This is a genomic window from Bacillus thuringiensis (assembly GCF_001455345.1).
GTDB classification, from domain to species: domain Bacteria; phylum Bacillota; class Bacilli; order Bacillales; family Bacillaceae_G; genus Bacillus_A; species Bacillus_A thuringiensis_N.
Genome location: NZ_CP013274.1, coordinates 4,931,266 through 4,955,862 on the forward strand (window position 1 = coordinate 4,931,266; position 24,597 = coordinate 4,955,862).

Genomic DNA, 24,597 nt, shown 5'->3' on the forward strand with positions numbered 1-24,597 from the left:
ATGTATAAAGCGAAACTTCAATACTCCCCTTATGATTTTTACAGTTTTCACAAAAAATTCCTTATGAAAAAAAGAGGCAACTAGATCTTACCAATCTAGTTGCTCCAAGAAGTTATATACATCCTCATGTAGCTCGTCACGCTCTTTATCAAGTGTAATGACATGCGTAGAGTCTTCATACCATTTAATTTCTTTTAACGTAGATTCTACACCGTTATAAATAATGTTAGCACTATCTGTATTAATCATTTCATCATGACGTGCTTGTACAACAAATGTTGGTGCATAAATCATATCTACATTGTTACGTACGTCAGCAATTAATTGTTGTAATGCTTTTAATGTATTCATCGGTGTCTGTTGGAATTCCAACATTTCTTGTTCAATTTGCTCTGGTGATTTTTGCTCACGCTTTTTATATTCGCGGGCATATGCCAATATACCTTGGTACATCGTTTCTTCACTCTTAATATACATTGGTGCACACATTGGCACTACACCTAAAACCGGTACTGTATAACCTAATTTTAAAGAAAATACGCCGCCAAGTGATAATCCAACAACAGCAATTTTCTCAAAGCCTTTATCTTTTAAAAGCTGATATGCCTCTGTTACATCTTGCCACCAGTCTTCAGGACCTGTATGAACAAGCTCTTCTGGTGGTACACCATGCCCTTTATAAATTGGCGCATGACAAGTGTAGCCTTTCTTCTCTAAGAAACGCCCTAACATACGTACATCAGCTGAGTTTCCTGTGAAACCATGTAGTAATAAAACAGCGCGGTCTCCACCCTCAAATGTAAATGGTTTCGGAGATGCTAATTTCATCATGTACTTCTCCTCTTTCTCTTCTGTAATCTAGTCGTATTCTTTCTATATCTTAGTGTACCATATTTATATTTCTATAATCTAATTAGAAACATCTTTCAAATGGCAAAATAAAAAAAGAAGAACCATTAGTACAACTTACTAACGCTTCTTCTTTCAATTCTATAAATTTAAGTACGTAACAGCAATTGTTAATACGAAGAATAGAACAGCTAAAACAATCGTAATACGGTTTAATACCGCTTCAATTCCACGTGCTTTTTGCTTACCAAATAATTGCTCTGCACCGCCTGAAATTGCACCTGAAAGGCCTGAGCTATTACTAGACTGCATAAGTACCATAACAATCATTAAAATCGATACAATAATAAGTAAAACGGATAATAACGTATGCACTTGGCGTACCTCCTACAAAGATTCAGTTATTGTAACTGTAGCATAAATCCTATAGAAAAGCGAGAGCAATAAGGTTGCTCTCGCTTTTCTTCTATTACATAAACATCATTGCAAATAATGGGCCGAGCAAACATGTCAAAATTGCAGTTAATGTCATTGTTACCGATCCAATAACACCTTCATGTTCATTATTTTTCATCGCTCTCATAACGCCCATAATATGAGAAGCACATCCAAATCCGATACCTTTACCAACCGAGTTTGTAACGCGGCTCCATTTTAATAAAAGCGGTCCTGTAATTGTTCCAGTAATACCCGCAATAACAACGAAAGCTGCTGTTAATGACGGCACACCACCAACTTGCTCTGAAACACTCATTGCAACTGGCATTGTCACCGATTTTGGTAAAGAAGATAAAATCAAACTTTTATCTGTTCCCATAAGTGATGCAATAGCAAAGTCACTTGCAATGGCAACTGTTGTACCTACTAGTACCCCGCCGGCGATCGGCACAACATATTTTTGCAGAACGTGACGTTGTTTATAAAGAGGAATTGCAAATGCTACAACACCGGGTCCCAGCAGTTTTGCAATCCAGCCACCACCACTTTCCATATAATGTTGATACGGTATATCAAGCACGATAAATAAGAAAGCCATTAATCCTGTTGCTACAAGCATTGGAATGGTGAATGGTGTTGGAAATACTTGATAGATTTTTTTAGATAATTGATATAATAGCACCGTAAAAAGAACCCAACCGATTCCGATCAATATTTGGCTCATCGCGACTCTCTTTCCTTTCTATTCGCAAGATATTGTCCTGTATGTCCTGCGACAATAATAATTAAAAATGTACTCGCTACAACTGTAATAAAAAGAGAAATTCCTTTACTCATAAAAAAAGCACCGTAATTCATTAGGCCAAGCGTTGGCGGAATTAATAAAAACGGCATAATAGCAACGAGTGTTTCTGCTCCTAAATCGAACCATTTCACTGGAAGAACTTTTAGGCTAAGTAAAACAAGTAAGAGGAACATCCCAATCAAACTTCCTGGAATCGGAATATTTAACATTTCTTGCACCCAAGTTCCAACCATATAAAAAACGTAAAGAGCAGCAATTTGGACAAGAATCTTTGTAAATTTCATGTTCATCATCCCTCATGTTTATACGATCTTCTGTTAATATCTTTATCATAGTATAAATTGTAAAAAGCTGCAATTTATCAACTTGACAGCAAAAACAGCCTATGTTAGACGCTTACAACCTTGATATGACTGGATTTCCGAGTAAAAATTAAGTCAAAAACCTTGACCTAATATAAAAAGTTTTTATTTTCTGATTTTATAAGGTTGTTATTTCAATAAAATAATCTTTTTCTCCTTAAACTTACATATATATAAAGTGAAACTTTAATAACCTTTCACCAATCAGGCTTTTACGGAACAAACAACATAGGTGGTGAACATATGCCAAAAAAAGTTCTTATTTTTTGTGATCCTGGGATTGATGATGCGATGGCCCTCCTTTTAGCATTCTTTATCGATGAAATAGAAATCATCGGCATTGTTGCTGATTACGGCAATGTTCCAAAAGAAATGGCCGTACAAAATGCTCATTTTCTTAAGCACAAAACAAAAAATAGAAATATTAAAGTATTTGGTGGTTCAGAACAACCGCTTACTGGTGCCCCTCCGGCTTTCTTTACGGATGTCCATGGAAAACAAGGACTCGGGCCAATTATTCCAAAGGAGAATGTGACTAACGGAGAAATGGAGAATTTTTTCGAAGTTATTCCTCTTATTGAACAGTATAAAGATGAATTAATCATTGTAAGTTTAGGAAGACTTACCTCCCTCGCAATTTTATTCATCCTATGTAAACAGCTAATGAAGCAAATTAAATCTTACTACGTAATGGGCGGTGCCTTTTTACATCCCGGTAATGTTACTCCTATTTCGGAAGCAAACTTTTATGGCGATCCTACTGCCGCTAATATCGTTCTTCAATCCGCAGCTAACATGTACATATACCCGTTAAACGTCACCCAATACTCCGTCATTACACCAGAAATGGCCGAATACATTGAAGCGAAAGGAAAAGCCCCACTCGTCAAACCGTTATTCGATCATTATTACTACGGCTACTATAAAGATACCCTACCGCAGTTAAAAGGAAGTCCCTTTCATGACACCATGCCAATACTCGCTTTATTTGATAACTCTATGTTTACGTATCATAAGTCACCTATTGTTGTCATGACGGAATCCTATGCACAAGGAACAAGCATTGGGGAATTTCGTTCTTTAGGAGAGTCTAAACCATTTACTGATTGGCCGAGTCATCAAATCGCCATTGATTTTGATTATAACCGCTTCTTTAAACATTTCATGTCACTTATGACGGGTGAAGAATTTTAACATAAAAAAACAGACCGTGATTTCTCACGGTCTGTCGTTATTTTCTACAATTATCGTTTGATGTTATAGAAAGATTTTACACCATCGTAAACAGCTACTTCGCCTAGCTCGTCTTCGATACGTAATAATTGGTTGTACTTAGCAATACGATCCGTACGGCTCATAGAACCAGTTTTGATTTGGCCAGCGTTAGTTGCAACTGCGATGTCAGCGATTGTAGCATCTTCAGTTTCACCAGAACGGTGAGATACAACTGCTGTGTAACCAGCACGTTTAGCCATTTCGATTGCTTCGAAAGTCTCAGTTAAAGTACCGATTTGGTTAACTTTAATTAAGATTGAGTTAGAGATACCTTTTTCGATACCTTCAGCAAGTTTTTGAGTGTTAGTTACGAATAAATCGTCACCAACTAATTGTACTTTATCACCGATACGATCAGTTAATAATTTGTGACCATCCCAGTCGTTTTCGTCTAAACCATCTTCAATAGAGATGATTGGGAAGTCTTTGCAAAGCTCTTCGTAGAAATCAACCATTTCTGCAGAAGTTAAGCCAGTACGGCCTTCGCCTGCAAGGTCATATTTACCAGTTTCTTTGTTGTAGAACTCAGAAGAAGCAACGTCCATTCCTAAGAATACGTTCTCGCCAGCTTTGTAACCAGCTTTTTCGATAGCTTCGATGATTACTTCTAGAGCTTCACGGTTAGAACCAAGGTTTGGAGCGAATCCACCTTCGTCACCTACTGCAGTGTTAAGACCTTTGTCATGTAATACAGCTTTAAGTGCATGGAATACTTCAGCACCCATACGGATTGATTCTTTGAATGTTGGAGCACCAACTGGTAAGATCATGAACTCTTGGAAGTCTACGTTGTTATCAGCGTGAGAACCACCGTTGATGATGTTCATCATTGGAGTTGGTAATTGTTTTGCATTGAATCCACCAAGGTAACGGTATAATGGAAGACCTACGAAGTCAGCTGCTGCGTGAGCTACTGCCATAGATACACCAAGGATAGCGTTAGCGCCTAGTTTACCTTTGTTTGGAGTGCCATCTAATTCGATCATAGCACGGTCGATACCAGCTTGGTCAGTTACGTCGAAACCAACGATTTCTGGAGCGATTGCTTCGTTAACGTTGTTTACTGCGTTCATAACACCTTTACCAAGGTAACGAGATTTGTCACCGTCACGTAATTCTACTGCTTCGTGTTCACCAGTAGATGCACCACTTGGTACGATAGCGCGTCCGAAAGCGCCGCTTTCTGTGTAAACTTCTACTTCTACAGTTGGGTTACCACGAGAGTCAAGGACTTCGCGAGCATAAACATCAATAATTGTTGACATAATAAATTCTCTCCTTTTTATATAAGCAAATTATTTAATAATTGTTTTACCTGTCATTTCTTTCGGTTGTTCCACATTTAAAAGCGTAAGCATTGTTGGGGCGATATCTCCTAAAATACCACCTTCACGAAGCTCTACATCATTTTTTGTAACGATGAAAGGAACCGGGTTAGTTGTATGAGCTGTCATAGGTCCGCCATCAGCAGTTAACTCCTGATCAGCATTACCATGGTCAGCAGTAATAAGTGCTACACCATCTTTTGCAAGAATTGCTTCTACAACTTTTCCTAAACATTCGTCAGTTGCTTCTACTGCTTTAATTGTTGGTTCCATCATCCCAGAATGGCCAACCATATCACAGTTTGCAAAGTTAAGAATGATAACATCATGTTTATCATTTTCGATTTCATTTACTAAAGCGTCCGTTACTTCGTAAATGCTCATTTCAGGTTTCAAGTCATACGTTGCAACCTTCGGTGAGTTAATTAAGATACGCTCTTCTCCTGGGAATTCAGCCTCACGACCACCGCTAAAGAAGAATGTAACGTGCGGATACTTTTCAGTTTCCGCGATGCGAAGTTGCTTTAATCCCGCTTGCGCAACAACTTCACCTAAAGTGTTATCAAGATTCATTGGCTTGAATGCCACGTAACCATCTACAGTTTCACTGAAATGTGTCATACAAACGAATTCAGGAATGTGAGGTACTTTTTCACCACGATCGAACTCACGGAAATCTTCGTTTGTAAATACACGAGCAATTTGAATTGCACGGTCTGGACGGAAGTTATAGAAGATAACTGCATCATCATCATTGATTGTTGCAACTGGCGTGTTATCTTCGTTAACAATTACAGACGGCAATACGAATTCATCATAGATACCGTTCGCATAAGAGTCTTCTACACACTCTTCTGCTGATTTATAAGTAGGTCCTTCACCATTCACCATAGCACGGTAACATTTTTCAACGCGATCCCAACGCTTGTCACGGTCCATAGAGTAATAACGACCAGAGATAGTCGCGAATTGTCCTACTCCTGTTTCTTTAATTACTTCATTCGTTGCATCGATATAACCTTTTGCTGTTTGTGGTCCAACATCGCGGCCATCTAAGAATGCATGGATATAAACTTTCTCCACGCCTTCTTTTGCTGCTAAGCGAAGAAGAGCAAACATATGGTTCATGTGACTGTGCACACCACCGTCAGAAAGTAAACCGAATAAATGAAGAGCAGTACCTTTTTCTTTTACGCTTTTAATTGCATTTTGGAACGTTTCGTTCTGATCGAACTCACCTTCACGAATTGCAACGTTTACGCGTGTTAAGCTTTGATATACTACGCGGCCAGCACCGATATTTAAGTGACCAACCTCAGAGTTACCCATTTGACCTTCTGGAAGACCTACTGCCTCACCACAAGCTGTAAGCGTTGTATGAGGGAATTTGTTCCAGTAACCATCAAAATTAGGTTTCTTTGCTTGTGCTACAGCATTCCCGTAAGTTTCTTCACGAAGTCCGAAACCGTCAAGAATGATTAAAGCTGTTGGCTTTCTCATTTTACCGCCCCCAGAAGACCTAAGAACGAAGCAGGCTCTAAGCTAGCACCGCCAACTAAAGCGCCGTCGATGTCAGATTGTGCCATATACTCTTTAATGTTTTCTGGTTTTACGCTACCGCCGTATTGAATACGAACAGCTTCTGCAGCTTCTGTAGAAACAGCTTCTGCAACAACTTTACGAATGTGCGCACATACTTCATTTGCATCTGCAGAAGAAGAAGATTTACCTGTACCGATAGCCCAGATTGGCTCATAAGCGATAACAGTTGCTTTAACTTGCTCTTCTGTTAAACCTGCAAGTGCTTTTGTCACTTGACCTGCTACTAGATCAAATGTTTTTCCGCTTTCGCGCTCTTCTAAAGTCTCACCACAACATACGATTGGTGTTAAACCATGTTCAAATGCTGCAAGAGTCTTTTTGTTTACTGATTCGTCTGTTTCAGCAAACATTTCACGACGCTCAGAGTGGCCAAGTACTACGTAGCCTACTTTTAAGTCGCTAAGTGCTACTGGGCTAATTTCGCCAGTGAATGCACCATTTTTTTCGAAGTGCATGTTTTGTGCACCTACTTGTAAGTCAGTTCCTTCAGTTGCTGCTACAAGGCGCTCTAAGAATAGAGCCGGAGAGCAAACTACTGCATCAACAGCTGAAGCTGCTGGGATTTGACCTTTAACTTCCTCTACGAAGCTAACTGCTTCTGATAGAGTTTTATTCATTTTCCAGTTACCTGCGATAATTGGTTTACGCATGCTTTGCACCGTCCTTTTTCTTTGGCTGCTACTTATTTGTCGTTAAGACAAACTACACCTGGAAGCTCTTTGCCTTCCATGAATTCTAATGACGCACCGCCGCCAGTAGAAATGTGGCTCATTTTATCAGCCATACCGAATTTTTCAACAGCTGCTGCAGAGTCACCACCGCCGATAACAGAGTATGTATCTTCTGCATCTGCTAATGCTTGTCCTACTGCTTTTGTACCTTCTGCGAATGGAGTCATTTCGAATACACCCATTGGTCCATTCCATACAACAAGCTTAGAATTTTTAATTACATCTGCATAAATTTCACGTGTTTTAGGACCGATGTCCACGCCTTCCCAGTTAGAAGGGATAGAGTCGATACCTACGATTTGAGTTGTTGCAGTTTCAGAGAATTCCTCAGTGATTACAACATCAACTGGCATGTAGAAGTTTACGCCTTTTTCTTTTGCAAGTTGCATAAATTCTTTAGCTAGTTCGATCTTGTCGTCTTCACATAGAGATAGACCAATTTCATGACCTAAAGCTTTAACGAATGTGTAAGCAAGTCCGCCACCGATGATTAAGTTATCTACTTTGTCTAATAGATGACGAATTACACCGATTTTATCTTTTACTTTCGCACCACCGATGATAGCTGTGAATGGACGTTCTGGGTTAGAAAGTGCTTTACCAAGTACATCTAACTCTTTTTCCATTAATAGACCAGATACTGCTGGTAGGTAGTCTGCGATACCTGCTGTAGAAGCATGAGCACGGTGAGCTGCACCGAATGCATCGTTTACGAAGATGTCAGCAAGTGCTGCAAATTCTTTCGCAAGTTCTGCATCGTTCTTTTCTTCGCCCGCATAGAAACGTACGTTTTCAAGAACTAATACGTCGCCTTCGTTCATTGCTGCAACCATTTCTTGTGCAACTGGTCCGAATGCTTCGTCCGCTTTTTTAACATCTTTACCAAGAAGCTCACCTAAACGTGCTGCTACTGGAGTAAGACGTAATTCTTCTACTGCTTGACCTTTTGGACGGCCTAAGTGGCTTGCTAAAATAACTTTCGCACCTTGCTCTACTAAATATTGAATTGTAGGAAGAGCTGCACGGATACGAGTTTCATCTGTAATTTTGCCTTCTTTCATAGGTACGTTGAAATCAACGCGGCAAAATACACGCTTACCTTTTAAATCTACGTCACGAATTGATTTTTTGTTCATTGGATTTCCCTCCGACTACTAGTTAGGATTGACAAAACCCATTCAAAAGCTTAACACATTTGCTTTTAAAACGAAAGAAGAGAGAGAGGGAACAAACCCTCTCCCTCGTTTTGTCATTGATAACTTATATAATTAAGAATTAAAGACCTTTTGAAGTCATGTAAGCTGCTAGGTCTACTACACGGTTAGAGTAACCAGTTTCGTTATCGTACCAAGAAAGTACTTTAACCATGTTACCTTCCATTACCATTGTAGATAATGCATCGATTGTAGAAGAAGCTGTACATCCGTTATAGTCGATAGATACTAATGGCTCTTCGCTGTATCCAAGGATACCTTTTAATTCGCCTTCAGAAGCTGCTTTGAATGCTGCGTTTACTTCTTCAACTGTTACTTCTTTGTCAAGTTCAACAACTAAGTCAACAAGAGAAACGTTAGCAGTTGGAACACGTACAGCGCCACCGTTTAATTTACCTTTAAGTTCTGGTAATACTAATGCTACAGCTTTAGCTGCACCAGTAGATGTTGGGATCATGTTTTCAGCTGCTGCACGAGCACGACGTAAATCTTTGTGTGGTAAGTCTAAGATTTGTTGGTCGTTAGTGTAAGAGTGAATTGTTGTCATCATTCCGCGTTTTACGCCGAATTTTTCGTTTAATACTTTAGCGAATGGAGCTAGACAGTTTGTAGTACAAGAAGCATTAGATACTACGTTGTGGTTAGCTGCATCGTATTGTTCGTGGTTAACACCCATAACTACAGTGATATCTTCGTCAGAAGCTGGAGCTGAGATGATAACTTTCTTAACTGATCCACCTAAGTGTTTTTCAGCGTCTGATTTTTTAGTGAAACGACCAGTAGATTCTACTACTACTTCTACTCCGTAGTCGCTCCATGGTAGTTGAGCTGGGTCACGCTCAGCGATAACTTTAATTTCTTTACCGTTAACAACGATGCTGTTTTCGTTAGCAGATACTTCTGCATTTAAAGTTCCGTGAACTGTGTCATATTTTAAAAGGTGAGCTAATGTTTTAGCATCTGTTAAGTCGTTGATTGCTACTACTTCTACCTCAGAGTTGTTAAGAGCTGCGCGGAATACGTTACGTCCGATACGTCCAAATCCATTAATACCAATTTTAGTCATTTGAATTTCCTCCTTGGGGGATTATATTAAAGGGTAATACCCTTTGTTAACTGTTTTGCTGCACCTTCATCTGTAATTAGAATTGAAGTGTGCCCTTGTTTAATTACAGCCTGTATTGCCTTTGCCTTTGAAGAACCTCCAGCGACTGCAACAACGTGAGATACATGTTGTAAATCCTCTAGTTGCATACCAACTGTTCTTACTTTATGAACAACATTTCCTTGTTCATTAAAGTAGTAACCGAAAGCTTCGCCAACTGCTTCGCTTGCCTGAATCTTTAACCAATCTGCTTCTGAAGTATTTCTGCGACGTGCCATTGTTAACGCATCACCTATTCCATGAATGACGATATTGGAAGATCGAATCAACTCAAGAACTTCTTTCACGGAAGGCTCTGTCACAATAGACGCATATGCTTCGCTACTAACATGGTCTGGAACATACAATAAGCGATAATTACTCATCGTATTTTGCGCCATTTTGGCACAAATGGTATTGGCTTCTAACTCAACACCTTCTCCAATTCCACCACGCGCTGGGACAAATAGCATATGTAAATCTTTGCAATCAAGCTGCATCATGTCCGCAGCAGCAGCTAGCGTAGTTCCTCCAGCCACAGCAACGATATTATTCGCTGTCAGACGGTCTTTTATACAAGTCACACAAGCACGGCCCATCTCCAGTTTGACCCAAGGTGATTCATCACTATCACCAGGGACAACGAAAACTTCATCCAAGTCTAATGTTTCCTTAAGTTGCTTTTCTAAAACCTTTAACCCGGAAATTTCTTTCATAAAGTCTTCCAAAGCAAGAACTAAAGCTGTTCCTTCTTCTGTCAATGTCATTCCAGAAGAAGCGACGTGAACTAAGTTTTGTTCTTTCAAAACTTGAACTTCACTTCGCAATACTCGTTCTGTCATACCGAGACTTGCTGATAAGTTTCTTCTTCCAATCGGCTGCATGAGCCTAATGTATTGAAGAATTTGCATTCTCGTTTGCATAACAGGTAGCAGATCAGGTAATAATTTTTTTGTGTTCTGAATCCATGAGCGCATATCTTTTCTCCTCACTACATTGGTTCATTTTTCCTTGGTGGTCACTTTACGTCCCGTAGTGACATTTTGTGTCCCACATAGGTTAAAAAAATAATCCCTGCTACGTGTATTATTGTAACAGGAGATAGAAACTTATTCAACTCTTAACTGCATTCTTTATATAGTTTATTATGACACCTTTGTGAATGTTACCATATTCTACTTGTTTTCCGTCTATTTCTACAACCGGAATCATTAAGTGATATTTTTCTAAAAGGTCATTATCTTCATATATATTTATTTCCTCGATTTGAAAAGAATATTCACATTGTACTTCCTGCAAAACTTGTTTTGCCTGCACGCAAAGACCACAATCTTTTTTTGTATACAGTACAACTTTCATCTTCTTCACCTATCCGATCGTTTTTCGTAATGACGAAGCTGGAATATTCATTTGTTCTCTATACTTCGCCACCGTTCTTCGAGAAATAACGATTTCATGCTCTTCTTCTAATAATTTTGAAATCTTTTGATCTGAAAGTGGCTTTTTCTTATTCTCTGCCTCAACAAGCGTTTGAATAAACTGTTTTACACGCTTTGTAGAAACTGCTTCATCTTCAGTCGTTGAAACGGCATTACTAAAGAACGATTTCATCTCAAATAAACCATGTGGTGTTTGCACATATTTATTTCGCGTTGCACGACTAATTGTAGATTCATGCACACTTAACTCTTCCGCCACCTCTTTTAAAGCAAGCGGTTTTAAATACGCTGGACCTTCCCAGAAGAAATCACGTTGTTTTTCCATAATAATAGTCATTACTTGCAGCAATGTCTGTTTTCTCTGTTTCAAACTGCGCATAATCCACTGCACATGCTGATACTTTTCTGATACGTAAGATGCTACTTCACTTTCGCTATTATTAAGAAGCGCACTATACTCAGAATGAATTTCAATTCTTGGCATATTTCTCTCATTCATCTGTAAAACGAGGCGATCGCCCTCTTTTTTCACTGCCATATCAGGCACAATATAAAGTGGTTTATCAGAAGAAAACGCAAGACCTGGTTTTGGTTGTAATGACGTTATACAATTTACCGCATCCTGCAATTCTTCATTACTACACTTCAGCACTTGAACAAGCTTTCGCCAATCTTTCTTCACGAAATACGCGAAGTGATCTTCTATAACCTCTTCTGCTAATCCGTTCCGTCTTTGTAAGCGCTTCAATTGCAAAGTTAGACATTCCTGAATATTACGCGCCCCTACCCCTGCTGGCTCGAGTGACTGGACAAGCTCTACAGAGCGATCGACTACATGAAGCGGAGCGGAAAGGAGATCTGCTAACTCTTCGTTCGTTTCTTGTAAATATCCATTTCCATCCATGTTCATAATAATGAAAGAAGCTACCTTTCGCTCTTCTTCTTCTATTTTATAATATTGTATTTGATTTAATAAATGTTGCTGAATCGTTGTAGAATCCACACTGTAGATTTCCATCTGATTCTCGACTTGTTTGCTGGTACTTTTACTTGTGTTAGAGCTCTTTTTCTTCTCCCTCTCAAAACCACCTAACTCAATAAGGGGATTCTCTAACGATTGCTCATACAAAAACTCTGATAATTCTTGTACATTATACTGGAGCATTGTAATCGCTTGCCTTAACTCTTGTGTCATTGCCAAACGTAAGCTTTGTTCTTGTAAAAGACTTGCCTTCAAACTAATCTCCCCCTTGTTTCTATTGTACAATAAGTTTGGTAAAAGGAGAATGCTATCACAGACACCCATTCCAAAATATTATTAATTTATATGTATTAATGAGATTTACAACTTACAACCGAAATTTGAATAATATTGAAAGAAAATAATAAGTTTAAAAATTATTATCAAGTACTAATAGTAAATCTTATTATCAGATATAACAAGAGGGAAATAAAAAAAGTCCTAACCTACAAAACGTAAGTTAGGACTTTTTGACGCGCCCAGAGGGATTCGAACCCCCGGCAGATGTGGTACCGGAAACCACACGGTAACGGTTATGTAAAATTATCAGTAAAATCAAGGTTTTACCTTGCATGTAATTTAGAAATAAAAATTTTTGACATGAACATACAACGGTATGTATGCTAAACTATTTCGATTACAAATCGCTTACGTACTTTTTTCAAAATTAATTTCATTTCTTCTATTGTTTCACCTTTATCTCAAAATATAAATTAATGTGTAGGTAATTGATGTTTTGAGATCATTGCTAATGGAATTTGAACAGTTCCATAAGATACACCACAAGTAAAAACGTACCCTATCATATTCATTATAGCTTCACGTTTTTCTGTTTCACTTCTAGACTTATTATTCAGTATCGTATCTATCATTTCTTCACATTGTTTATATTTCACCATTGCTTCAGCCTGAATCTGTTCAAAAATTTCTTTCTCATTTCCCTCATAATTTTCTAACATTCTTAGAATTTCTGAAACTTTTGAGTCCATTTTGTTAACTATCAGTTATTTTAGGACTATCTTTTACATGTTTGCTTCTGAATCCCATACCTCTACAAATTCAAAACCTTTTAAATCACTTTCTAACACTGCATTTCTAAATTCTTCAGACACTAAAACTGTAGAGAAGTGTAACCTTTGATTTAAGTAGGTTTTAAATATTATCTGCCCTTCAACTATATTAGGAAAAAATGCGTATTTTTTGAAACCTATTATTAATCCTGTACTTAGTTTTTCAAAAACTGCTTTATTGTAGTCAATTGCATCAATTGTATTTAAAACGTTTATTAGATAATAAACTTCACCTGTAACATCATGAGTCAGCGGAAGAAACTCAACATTATTGCAAATTAGAGGTTCTAATACTTCTTTTGCTTTTCTACTAATCATTGGTGTACCAAGTTCCCCCCAGAACATTGGAAAATCACTATGATTATCTCCTTCTACACATTCAACAAAAATTTCTCCCCACGAATCAGATAGGCTTATTGCCAAATCAATTTTTCCATCAAAATATTTTTTACGGTCTTCTTTCAAATTTAATAGTTGAAAAGATTTATAGTTATCAAATAAGCTTTTTAATTGCCAAATTTTCATACCTTTCACTCCTTTATAATTTCATTAGTAAAACAAGTAAGATTATTTAGGTTGATTTAGCTTTAAACTACCGTCCAATAACCTTTCTCTTATATTATGCAATGCTGCAACTGCATCTTCTTGATTACCCCCAAAGCGTTTAACATCGCTTAATACTCTGTATACTTCCCTTATATACTCCGGACTATGATTACCTATATGTAATGCTTCAGTAGTTACATAATCGTTCAATTTATATGGTAAAAATACCCCATTAGCAGCAGAATCAGGATGTATCCCAAACTCTTCTAATAATTCTTGTACGAGTGCCGCCCTTTTATCATTCCAAGGTCCGATGTGATGTGCTGCATTAGAATATGGGGGTGGTTCGATCCCCCTGCATCCTTAAGTTCTTCACGTAATATTTTAGATGCTGTATACGAATCAGGATACTTATTTTTCACTTCAACTCTATCAAGAACTTTATCCGCATAATCTTTTATTACTTCTTGTACACCTTTAACTCTACTTCTTCCACCAGTTTCAGAAAACATAAATGTATCACGGGCTTCTTGTAAAGCTTCAAAAGTTTTTATCTGATTGCTACCAAAGCCACTAGTACCTGCAAATGCAAATCGTTCTTTCAATGGTAATTGATTCGAAACGGACGAGATACCTTCTGAGAATTTTGTTAGATTGGTGCCTTTTGCAAGTGTAGTTACTTTACTTATTCCTTTATCACCAATCAATCCTAATCCAAGCCCCATAAAAATACTCGTTCCCCATTTTGTACGACTCTCTGCATCACCATGCCAAAAATCATTCATAAATGAATCCGAAATAGTATTCCAAGCAGTAGAAATTGTCTCTATAGGGTGACCTATAGCATACTTAATGTTTTCTTTTGTTACTGTATCGTCTAGTGAATCAAACCCTTCTACAATCCCTCCGATAACTTGCCCAGAACCAATGTATATACCGTCCCAAATTTTTCTAAGCATAGATTTTTCAGAGGGTTTGCCGCACATTGCCCCTTCTTTTACCTTTTCATCTGATAAATTACCTTCATAAAGTTCATCAACATTACGAAATTTTTCAGCAGCGTGCATTAGTTCTTCTGCAATCTTATCAAATTGCCGAAACACATTAAAAATTTGAGGTTTTGTTTCATTAAACATCTGATAAAACCTTTGACTCGTTGCACCATTCCACATTGAATCTACGTATTCCGTTTGGTTATATAAATCTTTATGTATTTGTTCTAATCTATTTTTAGTTTCAAGAACTAGCTTTGCCGATTGTTCCAACCGTTCAGGTGTTACCTTTAAAATATAATTCTCAAACTAATGTTGAGAAATATTGAAATTCAATCCCCATCATATTCCATTCTTGTTATCATTTAATGTAAGACTATTCAGAAAAGGAAGGGATTATATGCGTGTTCCAGTAAAGGAGAATGAAAAGGTTACAAAGTTACTTAATGACTGGTATCAAGCTATACTACAACATCAAAATGTACAAGCGACAAACTTAAAACAAGAAATTGAAGATAAGCTTTCCAGCATAAAAGAAGATAAAAATTTATTATTATACTATTCATTATTAGACTTTAGATATAAAGTACTAACGGATGGACTTAACATTACAAAAGATAGCTTTAATGAAATTAACTCCTTTGATATACCTGATAGTAGTTTTTTATCCTATTATTATCACTTCTTCAAAGCTATTCACAGCACAATTCTTGCAGACTATAATGAAGCAAATGAATACTTTGGAAAAGCAGAGAAACTTTTAATGTATGTGCCTGCCGAAGTAGAAAAAGCAGAATTTAATTATAGGTTGGCATCTTTCTATTACCAAACTTATAAACCACTACCATCTATTTCATATGCTAACAAAGCAAAAGACTTTTTCAGCAAAACTAACTGTTATAACATTAACATTGCTTTATGTGAAAACGTCCTAGGCTTAACATGTATACAGATAAGACAATTTGAACAAGCAGAAGAACATTTACATAAGGCGATTGACATTATTAAAGAAATTAATAACACCGAACTACTGTTACGTATTAGAAATAACTTAGGCTGGTTATATGCAAGTCAAAGTCTTTCTGAATTAGCTATCCGTCACTTATCAGAAGTTACAGAACATCTCCCAAACCATTATAAAGCTATATTCTTACAGGCTAGGGAATATTATAAATTGGGTGAACACAATAAGGTTGATACACTCATTGAAAAAGGGCTTGCAGCTTGTACTAAGATAGAAAATAAGGAATACGTACATCGCTTTAATATCTTAAAGGAAATGAATAATGGTTCTGATTCTCTAACGTTGGAAAGTGTTGTTTTAGAAGGAATTTCCTACTTCGAAGAAGAAAATTTAACACGTTGCGTACAAGAATACACGGAAATATTAGCAACTATGTTTTATAAGGAAGCAAACGAAAAGAAGGCAAGTAGGTATTTTTACATGAGTAATGAAGCAAGAAAAAAATATGAAGAAAAAGGGGCGTTAGTATAATGAAAAAGCTTAAAACAGTACTACTATTATCGGTTACGGCATTTAGTTTCTTAGCAATGGCTGAGGGTGACACACCTACACCACAAAGACCTGACTTAGCGTATAATCACGGTCATATTGGTGGTTCTCCTGAATATACACATGGAGAAGGTTGGTCTCCATCTTACACACACGGGGAACCTTGGGGTATAACTGATGGTAATACTGGTTCGCCAACTTATAATAAAGGTGACACACCTGCACCAAAAACTTAACTGTTTCATAAAGAAAGTCATACTACTTGTATGGCTTTTTTGTTTTTTCATAATTCTATACTTCGCTTATTTACTTCTTCATTTAAATTAAAATACCCATAACACGTTCTAACGGCTTATTCACAGTGATAGACGGCTTATATAGAACAATATCTGTATCCACATCACGTCTCTTTCCAACAGCATGCCTTTTGATTCTTTTCATAACAAAACCCCTGTACACGATTATCTCTAATCACATACAAGGGGTTTCCCTAGATTTACTATTAATTTTCAACACGTTCTTCACGCTGTTGAGTGCCGCTTACTTAATACCGTAATTCTTTCCGTTTTGGAATAGAACGTGTCATAGCAACGCTAAATGTATGACGGTTATCCAAATTATTTCTTAAAAGAATGTAGATATAGCAAGACTTTAACGATAAGTAACGCGCCCAGAGGGATTCGAACCCCCGGCAGACGTGGTACCGGAAACCACCGCTCTATCCGACTGAGCTATGGGCGCATGATTATAAAATACACTTCATTTTCTTCTCATAATAATAGCAATAAAATCCATCTAAATCAATAAAAATATCCCCATAATCCTTTATGCACCTTAGTTATGATTACATCAACAAAGCACCATCCCCTAAATTTTCCAATCATAAATTCACCCCAACTCACAAATTATAATCTTTGAATTGATATTCCAAAGGGGGCTTCATTCAATGACTGTAATTACGAAATTAAAGCAAACTGTTTCTGGATTAAAAAGTGCACAAGCTAGCTTAGAGGGATTCGCTCTTGATACGGATAACCAACAAGCTAAGCAACTTTTCCAAACAGCTGCGCAGCAAACACAAACGATTATCGATTCTTTAAACCCACGCGTTGAAGAAGTCCAACAAGAAGAACCACAATACTCACAGCAATAACGAATCAGTCTTGCTGTGAAATAGAAAAAGGATGATATGCAGTCATCCTTTTTCTATCACATTACATATTGCAATAGAAATGGAATGATAATTATGCGAAAACTCGGCCTCATAACCGCATTATTTGCACTTCTATTTAGCTCTTTTACCGGATGTGATAATAGTCCTTTAGATAAAAAAGTGAAAGAAGAAGCAAAACGAACAGAGAAAGAAAAAGGTCCAAAGTTAACAAAGACGAGTACGGAATCCTTTAATCAATCTATATCACAAGGAGCGAAGAAAAGAGCTCTCGCTATGGATGAAATTATAAAAAGCACAGCAGTGAATTCAAACTTAGATCTCTACATAGCAGTTACACCTGAGCATCACGAAAGGTTTGGATTAAAACCGCTGCGTAAAAAACTTCAAAAGCAACTAAGTGATGAGCACCCTACTTTCGATGTTCGTGTCAGTACAGATAAAAAAATCTTTATGTTACTCGAAAAACTCGAAAGAAAAATTAAGGAAAAAAAAGTATCTAAAGATGAAATTAATAAACAGCTAAAATTCATTGGTAAAAAAATGGAGTCTAACACTTAACGCTTTTTTTAAAGAAAAGGAAGGATTGCAATGTCTAGTAAAGATAAAAACTTAACCCCTGTGCAACAGGAGTATAAAAAATTCGAGCAAGAACGAGAACCGAAGCGCCCTGTTTTAAAAAATTGTATAAAAGCCTTTTTCGTCGGTGGTTTTATTTGCTTCATCGGACAACTCATTTCTACGTTTTATATCACATATTTCGATTTCACCGAGCGTTCAGCAGGAAATCCAACAGTCGCAACTCTTATTTTCATCTCCATGTTACTAACTGGATTTGGTATATACGATCGTTTTGGACAGTTTGCTGGAGCAGGCACTGCTGTACCTGTCACTGGATTTGGCAACTCTGTTATTGCCGCATGTATCGAACACCGAACGGAAGGTTTTGTCCTTGGTGTTGGCGGTAATATGTTTAAATTAGCCGGCTCCGTTATTTTGTTTGGTGTATTTTCCGCTTTCGTCATCGCACTTATTAAAACGATTCTTGTTCAATGGGGAGGGCTATAAATGTTACAAGGTCACCGGACGTGGGTATTTGAAAACAAACCAGTTATTATTTCGACAGGAGTCGTTGGCGGGCCGTTTGAAGCAAAGGGGAACATCCCAGAAGACTTTGATATCCTTCATGAAGATTTATGGCTCGGACAAGATTCCTATGAAAAAGCACATAAAATTTTATTCGAAGAAGCTTGTAGCCGCGCTACTGAAAAGGCAGAACTTCGTAAAGACGATATTCAATTCGTACTTGCAGGAGATCTAATTAACCAAATCACTCCAACAAGCTTTGCCTGCCGCACACTCGGCACACCATATCTCGGATTATTTGGCGCTTGTTCTACTTCTATGGAAGGATTAGCACTCGGGGCAAGCATTGTAAATGCAAAAGGCGCAAAATATTTATTAACCGGGGCATCCAGCCATAATACCGCTGTAGAAAAACAATTCCGATATCCAACTGAATACGGGGGTCAAAAACCCCCTACCGCACAATGGACAGTAACCGGGGCTGGCGCGGCTATTTTAAGCGATACTGGACATGGTCCGAGAGTAACATCTGCAACAATCGGACGAGTGATTGATATGGGATTAACAGATCCTTTTAATATGGGAGGCGCAATGGCTCCAGCTGCTGTCGATACAATCGAGGCCCATTTGCGCGAACGCCAAATTGATGCCTCTTACTACGATTTAATCGTAACAGGCGACCTCGGACATGTCGGCCGTGAAATTGCTTATGATTTATTACATAAACATGGAACGAAAGTAACGAACGAACAATTCCAAGATTGCGGAACCATCATTTATAGAGAAGGACAGCCTGTCATAGCTGGCGCAAGTGGACCTGGTTGTTCTGCAACTGTCGTATACGGTCACTTATTAAACCGAATGAAAAGAGGAGAGTTCAAAAAAATACTTGTCGTTGCGACAGGCGCTTTACTATCTCCACTTACATTCCAACAAGAAGAAACGATTCCGTGTATCGCCCACGCCGTTTCGATTGAATTTGGAGGTGCAACGCAATGATTTTTTTCTGGGCTTTCGTCATCGGCGGACTCATATGTGTAATCGGCCAACTTATGTTTGATGTCGGCAAACTAACACCCGCTCATACAATGGCAACACTCGTTGTTGCCGGAGCTATATTAGACGGATTCAATTTATATGAACCATTAATTGATTTCGCTGGAGCCGGGGCAACCGTACCCATTACAAGTTTCGGTAACGCCCTCGTTCACGGCGCAATGGAAGAAGCTGCAAAACACGGTATCGTTGGCGTCATTACCGGCATGTTTAAAGTAACGAGCGCCGGCGTATCAGCAGCTATTATTTTCGGCTTCATTGGAGCATTGCTATTCAAACCGAAAGGATAAGGTGTTCGTATGACAGTTATCGCTAGCGTTAAAACCTGCCTTGCTAGTGTCAGGGGTGCTCAAGCAAGTTTAAGCTCCCTTTCATTAAATTCACAAGATGAAGAATCAAAACGCATATTTCATGAATGTATGTTAGAGATGGACAGCGTCATCGCTGATTTACAAAATAGAGTTTCAGTATTAGAACGTGAAGAACCTCAATATAAAGGGTTTTAAGTAGACTGGAGGAAATGACTATGTCTCACCTGCCGGAATGGACACTCGTCATTCTTCGCTCTGTATTCATATTAATTATTTTATTTGCTATTACAAAATGGTTAGGGAAAAGACAAATCTCTCAGCTCTCCTTTTTTGAATACATAGCCGGAATGACAATTGGTGACATCGCTGCCCAAGTATCTACAGGGCTCGATTCAAAATTTTTTCACGGCGTCTTTGCGATACTCATTTTCGCTGTGGTACCTTTTTTAACAGGAATCCTCTCCTTAAAGAACAAAACAGCTCGAGACTTCTTTGAAGGGAAATCTACCGTATTAATAAAAGACGGAAAGATACTCGAAGATAACTTAAAGAAAGAAAAATATACGAGTGACGAATTACTGGAACTTCTCCGTGGAAAAAGTGCGTTCAGCGTAGCTGAAGTCGAATTTGCTGTCTTAGAACCGAGCGGAGAATTAAATGTATTATTAAAGAAAGATTCTCAGCCACTTACAGCAAAAGACATCGGTTTAAAAGTACCAAACGAGAAAGAACCGCAAACTGTTATTATGGATGGAAATGTACTAGATGAACCTCTTTCAGCAAGCGGACATAACCGCGCTTGGCTACATTCAGAATTAGAAAAACTCGGTGTTGTTATTGAAAATGTCTTCCTCGGTCAAGTGGATTCATACGGACAACTTACTATCGACATTTACAATGACAAACTCCAAATGCCTTCTCCTCAAAACAAGCCTTTATTATTGGCATCTTTAAAAAAATGCCATGCTGATCTCGAACTATTTTCTTTAGAAACAAAGTCAAAATCAGCAAGCGAAATGTATAGTAAAAACGCGAAACAAATCGAAAAGATTTTAAATAAAGTAACCTATCTTTTAAAAGAATAACTTTCGGAAGAACGCTCCTGTCAAAAGGCGTTCTTTTCTTTTTTTCTAAAGCTTTCATAACGTTTAAATTTATGTAATTCGGTTATGATGTTGAAGATACATAAGCAGGGAATTTCAAAAACATATCGAATAATTCATGGTACAACTACATATTTTTTTGATTTAAAGTGGTTTCGTTTGACCTTTATTGACCATAATTGTATTATAAGACTAAGAAAGCTTTAGAAGGAGGAAATAACAGATGAATTTAATTCCTACAGTAATTGAACAAACAAATCGTGGAGAACGCGCTTACGATATTTACTCTCGACTATTAAAAGACCGCATCATTATGCTTGGTAGTGCAATTGATGACAACGTAGCTAACTCAATCGTTTCCCAGCTTTTATTCTTGGAATCTCAAGATCCAGAAAAAGATATTCACATCTACATCAACAGCCCTGGTGGTTCTATCACAGCAGGTATGGCAATTTACGATACAATGCAGTTTATTAAACCACAAGTATCAACAATCTGTATCGGTATGGCTGCATCTATGGGTGCATTCTTACTTGCAGCAGGTGAAAAAGGAAAACGTTATGCACTTCCAAATAGTGAAGTAATGATTCACCAACCACTTGGCGGAGCACAAGGTCAAGCGACTGAAATCGAAATCGCAGCTAAACGTATCCTATTCTTACGTGAAAAACTAAACCAAATTCTTGCTGACCGCACAGGTCAACCACTTGAAGTACTACAACGCGACACAGACCGCGACAACTTCATGACAGCAGAAAAAGCTTTAGAATACGGTTTAATCGATAAGATCTTTACAAATCGTTAATACTTAAAAGCGAAAGCGGCTCGTTTAGAATGGGAGGAGGATGGAGCTTCTGACAAAGAGGTGCTTTTTACCTCGTCGGAAGAAGCGAAGCCACCGACCATTCTAGCCGCTGGAGCTAGATACAACTAAAAGCGGAAGCGGCTCGTTTAGAATCGCAGGGCGAAACAACCGGAGATTCTAGCCGTTGGAGCTGGATAAAATTTAAAGCGAAAGCGCCCTATAATAGGGCGCTTTTTTTACGCATCATGCATACCCCACCTAGTATCCACCTAAATATATCAGCGATTTTTCAAATATATCGACCGTAACTCCAATTATATCGGCGATTATTTTAATATATCGACGTTTCGACACAACTTATCGACTTACCGACAATTCTCGACAAGCACATAACCTCTACATACCCCTCCCCCACCAATCCGCGCAAATAACAGCAACAAAAAAGCTATCGCATATGTGCGATAGCTTTTTTACTGTACATATGCAGCTAATGCTTCTAAAGCCTCTTCTGCATCTGAACCTTCTGTTGTAATTGTTATCATGCTACCAGTTCCAATTGCTAAGCTCATAATCCCCATTATGCTCTTTGCATTTACTGTCTTTCCATCTTTCTCAATAAAGATATCTGCATGAAAGCGATTTGCCTCTTGTACAAACAACGCAGCCGGACGTGCTTGTAAACCGTTTTTTAATGAAACCTGAACTCTTTTTTGAACCACAGCTCCATTTCCCCTTTAACCTCTTATTTTTTTGCTACCGTTTCTCCCGCGCGTAATTTCTCTGCAATATCATCGATTTTACGCAAACGATGATTAATACCCGATTTACTAATTTTCCCCCCGGATACCATCTCACCTAACTCTTTCAATGTTACATCTTGATAATCTCTTCGTAGTTGCGCAATTTCTCGTAGTTTATCTGGCAATATATCAAGACCAACCGTCTCATCAATATAGCGGATATTTTCAATCTGCCTTAGCGCTGCACCAATTGTTTTATTTAAATTAGCTGTTTCGCAGTTCACTAAACGATTTACAGAATTACGCATATCACGTACAATTCGAATGTCTTCAAATCTTAAAAGTGCATTATGAGCACCTATAATATTTAAAAACTCTGTAATCTTTTCTGCTTCTTTCAAATACGTAATATACCCTTTTCTTCTTTCCAACGTCTTACTATTTAAATCAAATCCGTTCATCAGTTCACATATAGCATCATTATGTTCCTTATATAACGAAAAGATCTCTAAATGATAAGATGATGTTTCTGGGTTATTTACTGAACCACCTGCTAAAAATGCACCGCGTAAATACGATCGTTTACAACATTTCTTCTCAATTAACTCTTGCGATATATTTCGAATAAATGAAAAGTCGTCGCGAACGATATGAAGATCTGCTAATATTTCACGTGATTTCTCAACAAGCCGCACAATATATACATTATTTTTCTTCAATCGCATTTTTTTACGAACAAGTAATTCTACCGTTACGTCATATCCCTTTTTCAAAAGCGTATAAATCCTTCTTGCAATTGCTGCATTTTCCGTTTGAATATCGATAGATAGACGACGGTTTGAAAAAGAAAGTGATCCGTTCATTCGAAGCAACGCTGATAGTTCTGCTTTCTCACAGCATTCCTTCATCTCAAGATTCGTCAACTCTTTCTTTGTTTCTGATGCAAATGACACAGTCAACACCTCCTTATACGATTATTGTGGAACAAAAATCTTGTCCTATATGAAAGGATGAGCGTTACCTCAAACGAGGCAACGCACATCTACAACAGTGAATATAAAATAGAAGCTAACTTTAATGTATCGTGCCTTACAACACGATCATCATACTTCGCTAATTGATCTTGAATGACATCAATATTGTTTTCGATAAAACGCTCTTCATCTACTACAACTGGCGCCGACATTTCTTCCTCATATAACTGACGTAATTCACAAGGAATATCACGGTTATTTACAATTGCAGTATCGATAAATGGTTTACCTAAATGATCATGTAACGCCTGCACATGGTCAAACGCAGTATATCCCATCGTTTCACCAGCTTGCGTCATAACATTACATACATATACCTTCTTCGCTTTTGCAGCAAGAACAGCGTCCCCGATTTTGTTAACAACTAAATTCGGTAATATACTCGTATACAAACTTCCTGGACCGAAAACAAGTAAATCAGCTCGTTTAATCTCAGCCAACGTTTCATGTAACGGCTCTACATCTTCTGGAGTCAAAAAGACGCGGTTAATCTTCTTTCCGAAATAAGGAATTTTCGATTCACCTGTTACAATTTCTCCATCTTCTAGTTCCGCATGCAATACTGCACTTTGGTTCGCTGCCGGTAACACACGTCCCCTGACGTTTAACACTTTACTCGTTTCAGTAATCGCATGGAAAAAATCTCCTGTAATCGAGGTCATACCCGCCAATAATAAATTCCCTAACGCATGACCTTTCAGCCCATCTCCTGTTGTGAAGCGGTGCTGAAATAAAGCTTCCACCAGTGGCTCTACATCTGATAACGCAACAAGTACGTTACGAATATCACCTGGGGGTGGAATTTCTAGCTCATCACGTAATCTACCTGAACTGCCACCATCATCAGCGATTGTAACAACTGCTGTAATATCAACAGGATACTGTTTTAATCCTCGTAACAAAACAGAAAGTCCAGTTCCGCCTCCCATGATAACAATTTTAGGTTTTCTCTCTTTTTTCATCCC

At 38.0% G+C, this 24,597-nt stretch carries 29 protein-coding genes, 1 tRNA gene and 1 pseudogene; 11 read left to right on the forward strand and 20 right to left on the reverse strand.

Going from position 1 to position 24,597, the window contains the following annotated elements:
* Positions 1 to 87: 87 nt before the first annotated feature.
* The 4 genes from estA to ATN06_RS26015 form a co-directional block, all read right to left on the reverse strand.
* Positions 88 to 828, reverse strand: coding sequence for a carboxylesterase (gene estA, locus ATN06_RS26000; protein WP_166702843.1), 741 nt, complete (start codon positions 826 to 828; stop codon positions 88 to 90).
* Positions 829 to 990: 162 nt separating this feature from the next.
* Positions 991 to 1,224 (reverse strand): preprotein translocase subunit SecG, encoded by a 234-nt coding sequence (gene secG, locus ATN06_RS26005; RefSeq protein WP_000557263.1) that lies wholly within the window; start codon positions 1,222 to 1,224, stop codon positions 991 to 993.
* 94 nt (positions 1,225 to 1,318) lie between these two features.
* Complete coding sequence (locus ATN06_RS26010; RefSeq protein ID WP_060632836.1) at positions 1,319 to 2,011, reverse strand: LrgB family protein; 693 nt, start codon at positions 2,009 to 2,011, stop codon at positions 1,319 to 1,321.
* Positions 2,008 to 2,376: a CidA/LrgA family holin-like protein gene (locus ATN06_RS26015; protein ID WP_000673222.1), complete on the reverse strand. Its 369-nt coding sequence runs from the start codon at positions 2,374 to 2,376 to the stop codon at positions 2,008 to 2,010. The genes ATN06_RS26010 and ATN06_RS26015 overlap by 4 nt, the downstream gene beginning before the upstream one ends.
* A gap of 321 nt (positions 2,377 to 2,697) precedes the next feature.
* On the opposite strand from ATN06_RS26015, the gene ATN06_RS26020 reads away from it, so the two are divergent.
* Complete coding sequence (locus ATN06_RS26020) at positions 2,698 to 3,648, forward strand: nucleoside hydrolase (RefSeq protein WP_060632837.1); 951 nt, start codon at positions 2,698 to 2,700, stop codon at positions 3,646 to 3,648.
* A gap of 50 nt (positions 3,649 to 3,698) precedes the next feature.
* Here ATN06_RS26020 and eno read toward each other — a convergent pair whose 3' ends face one another.
* The 11 genes and pseudogenes from eno to ATN06_RS29020 all read right to left on the reverse strand — a co-directional run bounded on the left by eno (position 3,699) and on the right by ATN06_RS29020 (position 15,110).
* On the reverse strand, positions 3,699 to 4,994 hold the full coding sequence (gene eno, locus ATN06_RS26025; RefSeq protein WP_060632838.1) for a phosphopyruvate hydratase: 1,296 nt from the start codon (positions 4,992 to 4,994) through the stop codon (positions 3,699 to 3,701).
* A 30-nt stretch (positions 4,995 to 5,024) separates the two neighbouring features.
* Positions 5,025 to 6,554: a 2,3-bisphosphoglycerate-independent phosphoglycerate mutase gene (gpmI, locus tag ATN06_RS26030; protein WP_049108167.1), complete on the reverse strand. Its 1,530-nt coding sequence runs from the start codon at positions 6,552 to 6,554 to the stop codon at positions 5,025 to 5,027.
* Positions 6,551 to 7,306, reverse strand: coding sequence for a triose-phosphate isomerase (gene tpiA, locus ATN06_RS26035; protein WP_001231043.1), 756 nt, complete (start codon positions 7,304 to 7,306; stop codon positions 6,551 to 6,553). Before tpiA ends, gpmI begins: the two co-directional genes overlap by 4 nt.
* Before the next feature lie 32 nt (positions 7,307 to 7,338).
* The gene (locus tag ATN06_RS26040) at positions 7,339 to 8,523 is read right to left on the reverse strand and encodes a phosphoglycerate kinase (protein ID WP_001036332.1); all 1,185 of its coding nucleotides are present in this window, start codon (positions 8,521 to 8,523) and stop codon (positions 7,339 to 7,341) included.
* Positions 8,524 to 8,662: 139 nt separating this feature from the next.
* Positions 8,663 to 9,667: a type I glyceraldehyde-3-phosphate dehydrogenase gene (gap, locus tag ATN06_RS26045; protein ID WP_000161237.1), complete on the reverse strand. Its 1,005-nt coding sequence runs from the start codon at positions 9,665 to 9,667 to the stop codon at positions 8,663 to 8,665.
* A 26-nt stretch (positions 9,668 to 9,693) separates the two neighbouring features.
* Positions 9,694 to 10,722, reverse strand: a complete 1,029-nt coding sequence (gene cggR, locus ATN06_RS26050; RefSeq protein ID WP_001258183.1) for a gapA transcriptional regulator CggR — start codon at positions 10,720 to 10,722, stop codon at positions 9,694 to 9,696.
* 136 nt (positions 10,723 to 10,858) lie between these two features.
* Positions 10,859 to 11,104, reverse strand: a complete 246-nt coding sequence (locus ATN06_RS26055) for a glutaredoxin family protein (RefSeq protein WP_060632839.1) — start codon at positions 11,102 to 11,104, stop codon at positions 10,859 to 10,861.
* 9 nt (positions 11,105 to 11,113) lie between these two features.
* Entirely contained in the window at positions 11,114 to 12,421 is a 1,308-nt protein-coding gene (gene rpoN, locus ATN06_RS26060) for an RNA polymerase factor sigma-54 (protein WP_060632840.1), read from the reverse strand.
* A gap of 497 nt (positions 12,422 to 12,918) precedes the next feature.
* Positions 12,919 to 13,194 carry a hypothetical protein gene (locus ATN06_RS26065; RefSeq protein WP_060632841.1) on the reverse strand — a complete coding sequence of 92 codons (276 nt, stop codon included), beginning with the start codon at positions 13,192 to 13,194 and terminating at the stop codon, positions 12,919 to 12,921.
* Between the two features lie 33 nt (positions 13,195 to 13,227).
* Complete coding sequence (locus ATN06_RS26070) at positions 13,228 to 13,800, reverse strand: imm11 family protein (RefSeq protein ID WP_060632842.1); 573 nt, start codon at positions 13,798 to 13,800, stop codon at positions 13,228 to 13,230.
* A gap of 42 nt (positions 13,801 to 13,842) precedes the next feature.
* Positions 13,843 to 15,110: pseudogene (locus tag ATN06_RS29020) on the reverse strand (WXG100 family type VII secretion target).
* A gap of 103 nt (positions 15,111 to 15,213) precedes the next feature.
* Here ATN06_RS29020 and ATN06_RS26085 point away from each other — a divergent pair.
* The gene (locus tag ATN06_RS26085; RefSeq protein WP_060632844.1) at positions 15,214 to 16,308 is read left to right on the forward strand and encodes a Rap family tetratricopeptide repeat protein; all 1,095 of its coding nucleotides are present in this window, start codon (positions 15,214 to 15,216) and stop codon (positions 16,306 to 16,308) included.
* Positions 16,308 to 16,562, forward strand: coding sequence for a DUF2790 domain-containing protein (locus ATN06_RS26090; RefSeq protein ID WP_060632845.1), 255 nt, complete (start codon positions 16,308 to 16,310; stop codon positions 16,560 to 16,562). Before ATN06_RS26085 ends, ATN06_RS26090 begins: the two co-directional genes overlap by 1 nt.
* Before the next feature lie 82 nt (positions 16,563 to 16,644).
* Here the strand turns inward: ATN06_RS26090 and ATN06_RS29640 are convergent, their stop codons facing one another.
* Together ATN06_RS29640 and ATN06_RS26095 are read right to left on the reverse strand one after the other, a co-directional pair.
* Entirely contained in the window at positions 16,645 to 16,767 is a 123-nt protein-coding gene (locus tag ATN06_RS29640; protein ID WP_254904393.1) for a hypothetical protein, read from the reverse strand.
* 224 nt (positions 16,768 to 16,991) lie between these two features.
* Positions 16,992 to 17,067: transfer RNA gene (locus ATN06_RS26095), tRNA-Arg, on the reverse strand.
* Between the two features lie 205 nt (positions 17,068 to 17,272).
* On the opposite strand from ATN06_RS26095, the gene ATN06_RS26100 reads away from it, so the two are divergent.
* From ATN06_RS26100 to clpP, 8 genes are all read left to right on the forward strand, one after another.
* A complete protein-coding gene (locus ATN06_RS26100) occupies positions 17,273 to 17,479 on the forward strand; it encodes a DUF1657 domain-containing protein (protein ID WP_000216166.1) in 207 nt (68 codons plus the stop codon).
* 93 nt (positions 17,480 to 17,572) lie between these two features.
* Positions 17,573 to 18,058 (forward strand): YhcN/YlaJ family sporulation lipoprotein, encoded by a 486-nt coding sequence (locus tag ATN06_RS26105; RefSeq protein ID WP_060632846.1) that lies wholly within the window; start codon positions 17,573 to 17,575, stop codon positions 18,056 to 18,058.
* Between the two features lie 30 nt (positions 18,059 to 18,088).
* Positions 18,089 to 18,565, forward strand: coding sequence for a stage V sporulation protein AC (gene spoVAC / locus ATN06_RS26110; RefSeq protein ID WP_000095399.1), 477 nt, complete (start codon positions 18,089 to 18,091; stop codon positions 18,563 to 18,565).
* The gene (gene spoVAD / locus ATN06_RS26115; protein WP_060632847.1) at positions 18,566 to 19,582 is read left to right on the forward strand and encodes a stage V sporulation protein AD; all 1,017 of its coding nucleotides are present in this window, start codon (positions 18,566 to 18,568) and stop codon (positions 19,580 to 19,582) included.
* Positions 19,579 to 19,929 (forward strand): stage V sporulation protein AE, encoded by a 351-nt coding sequence (gene spoVAE, locus ATN06_RS26120; protein ID WP_000575919.1) that lies wholly within the window; start codon positions 19,579 to 19,581, stop codon positions 19,927 to 19,929. The genes spoVAD and spoVAE overlap by 4 nt, the downstream gene beginning before the upstream one ends.
* A gap of 9 nt (positions 19,930 to 19,938) precedes the next feature.
* Entirely contained in the window at positions 19,939 to 20,145 is a 207-nt protein-coding gene (locus ATN06_RS26125; protein WP_060632848.1) for a DUF1657 domain-containing protein, read from the forward strand.
* 20 nt (positions 20,146 to 20,165) lie between these two features.
* Positions 20,166 to 21,035: a DUF421 domain-containing protein gene (locus tag ATN06_RS26130; RefSeq protein WP_060632849.1), complete on the forward strand. Its 870-nt coding sequence runs from the start codon at positions 20,166 to 20,168 to the stop codon at positions 21,033 to 21,035.
* 241 nt (positions 21,036 to 21,276) lie between these two features.
* Positions 21,277 to 21,858, forward strand: a complete 582-nt coding sequence (clpP, locus tag ATN06_RS26135) for an ATP-dependent Clp endopeptidase proteolytic subunit ClpP (RefSeq protein WP_001049162.1) — start codon at positions 21,277 to 21,279, stop codon at positions 21,856 to 21,858.
* 470 nt (positions 21,859 to 22,328) lie between these two features.
* On the opposite strand, the gene ATN06_RS26140 is transcribed toward clpP, so the two are convergent.
* From ATN06_RS26140 to ATN06_RS26150, 3 genes are all read right to left on the reverse strand, one after another.
* Complete coding sequence (locus ATN06_RS26140; protein ID WP_000250307.1) at positions 22,329 to 22,577, reverse strand: HPr family phosphocarrier protein; 249 nt, start codon at positions 22,575 to 22,577, stop codon at positions 22,329 to 22,331.
* Positions 22,578 to 22,600: 23 nt separating this feature from the next.
* The gene (gene whiA / locus ATN06_RS26145; protein ID WP_000006561.1) at positions 22,601 to 23,551 is read right to left on the reverse strand and encodes a DNA-binding protein WhiA; all 951 of its coding nucleotides are present in this window, start codon (positions 23,549 to 23,551) and stop codon (positions 22,601 to 22,603) included.
* 89 nt (positions 23,552 to 23,640) lie between these two features.
* Positions 23,641 to 24,594, reverse strand: a complete 954-nt coding sequence (locus ATN06_RS26150) for a gluconeogenesis factor YvcK family protein (protein WP_060632850.1) — start codon at positions 24,592 to 24,594, stop codon at positions 23,641 to 23,643.
* Between the last annotated feature and the right edge of the window lie 3 nt (positions 24,595 to 24,597).

Coding starts and splice junctions, on each gene's coding strand:
- estA (WP_166702843.1), bottom strand. CDS start 828: ATGAAATTAGCATCTCCGAAACCATTTACATTTGAGGGTGGAGACCGC.
- ATN06_RS26010 (WP_060632836.1), bottom strand. CDS start 2,011: ATGAGCCAAATATTGATCGGAATCGGTTGGGTTCTTTTTACGGTGCTA.
- ATN06_RS26015 (WP_000673222.1), bottom strand. CDS start 2,376: ATGAAATTTACAAAGATTCTTGTCCAAATTGCTGCTCTTTACGTTTTT.
- ATN06_RS26020 (WP_060632837.1), top strand. CDS start 2,698: ATGCCAAAAAAAGTTCTTATTTTTTGTGATCCTGGGATTGATGATGCG.
- eno (WP_060632838.1), bottom strand. CDS start 4,994: ATGTCAACAATTATTGATGTTTATGCTCGCGAAGTCCTTGACTCTCGT.
- gpmI (WP_049108167.1), bottom strand. CDS start 6,554: ATGAGAAAGCCAACAGCTTTAATCATTCTTGACGGTTTCGGACTTCGT.
- tpiA (WP_001231043.1), bottom strand. CDS start 7,306: ATGCGTAAACCAATTATCGCAGGTAACTGGAAAATGAATAAAACTCTA.
- ATN06_RS26040 (WP_001036332.1), bottom strand. CDS start 8,523: ATGAACAAAAAATCAATTCGTGACGTAGATTTAAAAGGTAAGCGTGTA.
- gap (WP_000161237.1), bottom strand. CDS start 9,667: ATGACTAAAATTGGTATTAATGGATTTGGACGTATCGGACGTAACGTA.
- cggR (WP_001258183.1), bottom strand. CDS start 10,722: ATGCGCTCATGGATTCAGAACACAAAAAAATTATTACCTGATCTGCTA.
- ATN06_RS26055 (WP_060632839.1), bottom strand. CDS start 11,104: ATGAAAGTTGTACTGTATACAAAAAAAGATTGTGGTCTTTGCGTGCAG.
- ATN06_RS26065 (WP_060632841.1), bottom strand. CDS start 13,194: ATGGACTCAAAAGTTTCAGAAATTCTAAGAATGTTAGAAAATTATGAG.
- ATN06_RS26070 (WP_060632842.1), bottom strand. CDS start 13,800: ATGAAAATTTGGCAATTAAAAAGCTTATTTGATAACTATAAATCTTTT.
- ATN06_RS26085 (WP_060632844.1), top strand. CDS start 15,214: ATGCGTGTTCCAGTAAAGGAGAATGAAAAGGTTACAAAGTTACTTAAT.
- ATN06_RS26090 (WP_060632845.1), top strand. CDS start 16,308: ATGAAAAAGCTTAAAACAGTACTACTATTATCGGTTACGGCATTTAGT.
- ATN06_RS29640 (WP_254904393.1), bottom strand. CDS start 16,767: ATGAAAAGAATCAAAAGGCATGCTGTTGGAAAGAGACGTGATGTGGAT.
- ATN06_RS26100 (WP_000216166.1), top strand. CDS start 17,273: ATGACTGTAATTACGAAATTAAAGCAAACTGTTTCTGGATTAAAAAGT.
- ATN06_RS26105 (WP_060632846.1), top strand. CDS start 17,573: ATGCGAAAACTCGGCCTCATAACCGCATTATTTGCACTTCTATTTAGC.
- spoVAC (WP_000095399.1), top strand. CDS start 18,089: ATGTCTAGTAAAGATAAAAACTTAACCCCTGTGCAACAGGAGTATAAA.
- spoVAD (WP_060632847.1), top strand. CDS start 18,566: ATGTTACAAGGTCACCGGACGTGGGTATTTGAAAACAAACCAGTTATT.
- spoVAE (WP_000575919.1), top strand. CDS start 19,579: ATGATTTTTTTCTGGGCTTTCGTCATCGGCGGACTCATATGTGTAATC.
- ATN06_RS26125 (WP_060632848.1), top strand. CDS start 19,939: ATGACAGTTATCGCTAGCGTTAAAACCTGCCTTGCTAGTGTCAGGGGT.
- ATN06_RS26130 (WP_060632849.1), top strand. CDS start 20,166: ATGTCTCACCTGCCGGAATGGACACTCGTCATTCTTCGCTCTGTATTC.
- clpP (WP_001049162.1), top strand. CDS start 21,277: ATGAATTTAATTCCTACAGTAATTGAACAAACAAATCGTGGAGAACGC.
- ATN06_RS26150 (WP_060632850.1), bottom strand. CDS start 24,594: ATGAAAAAAGAGAGAAAACCTAAAATTGTTATCATGGGAGGCGGAACT.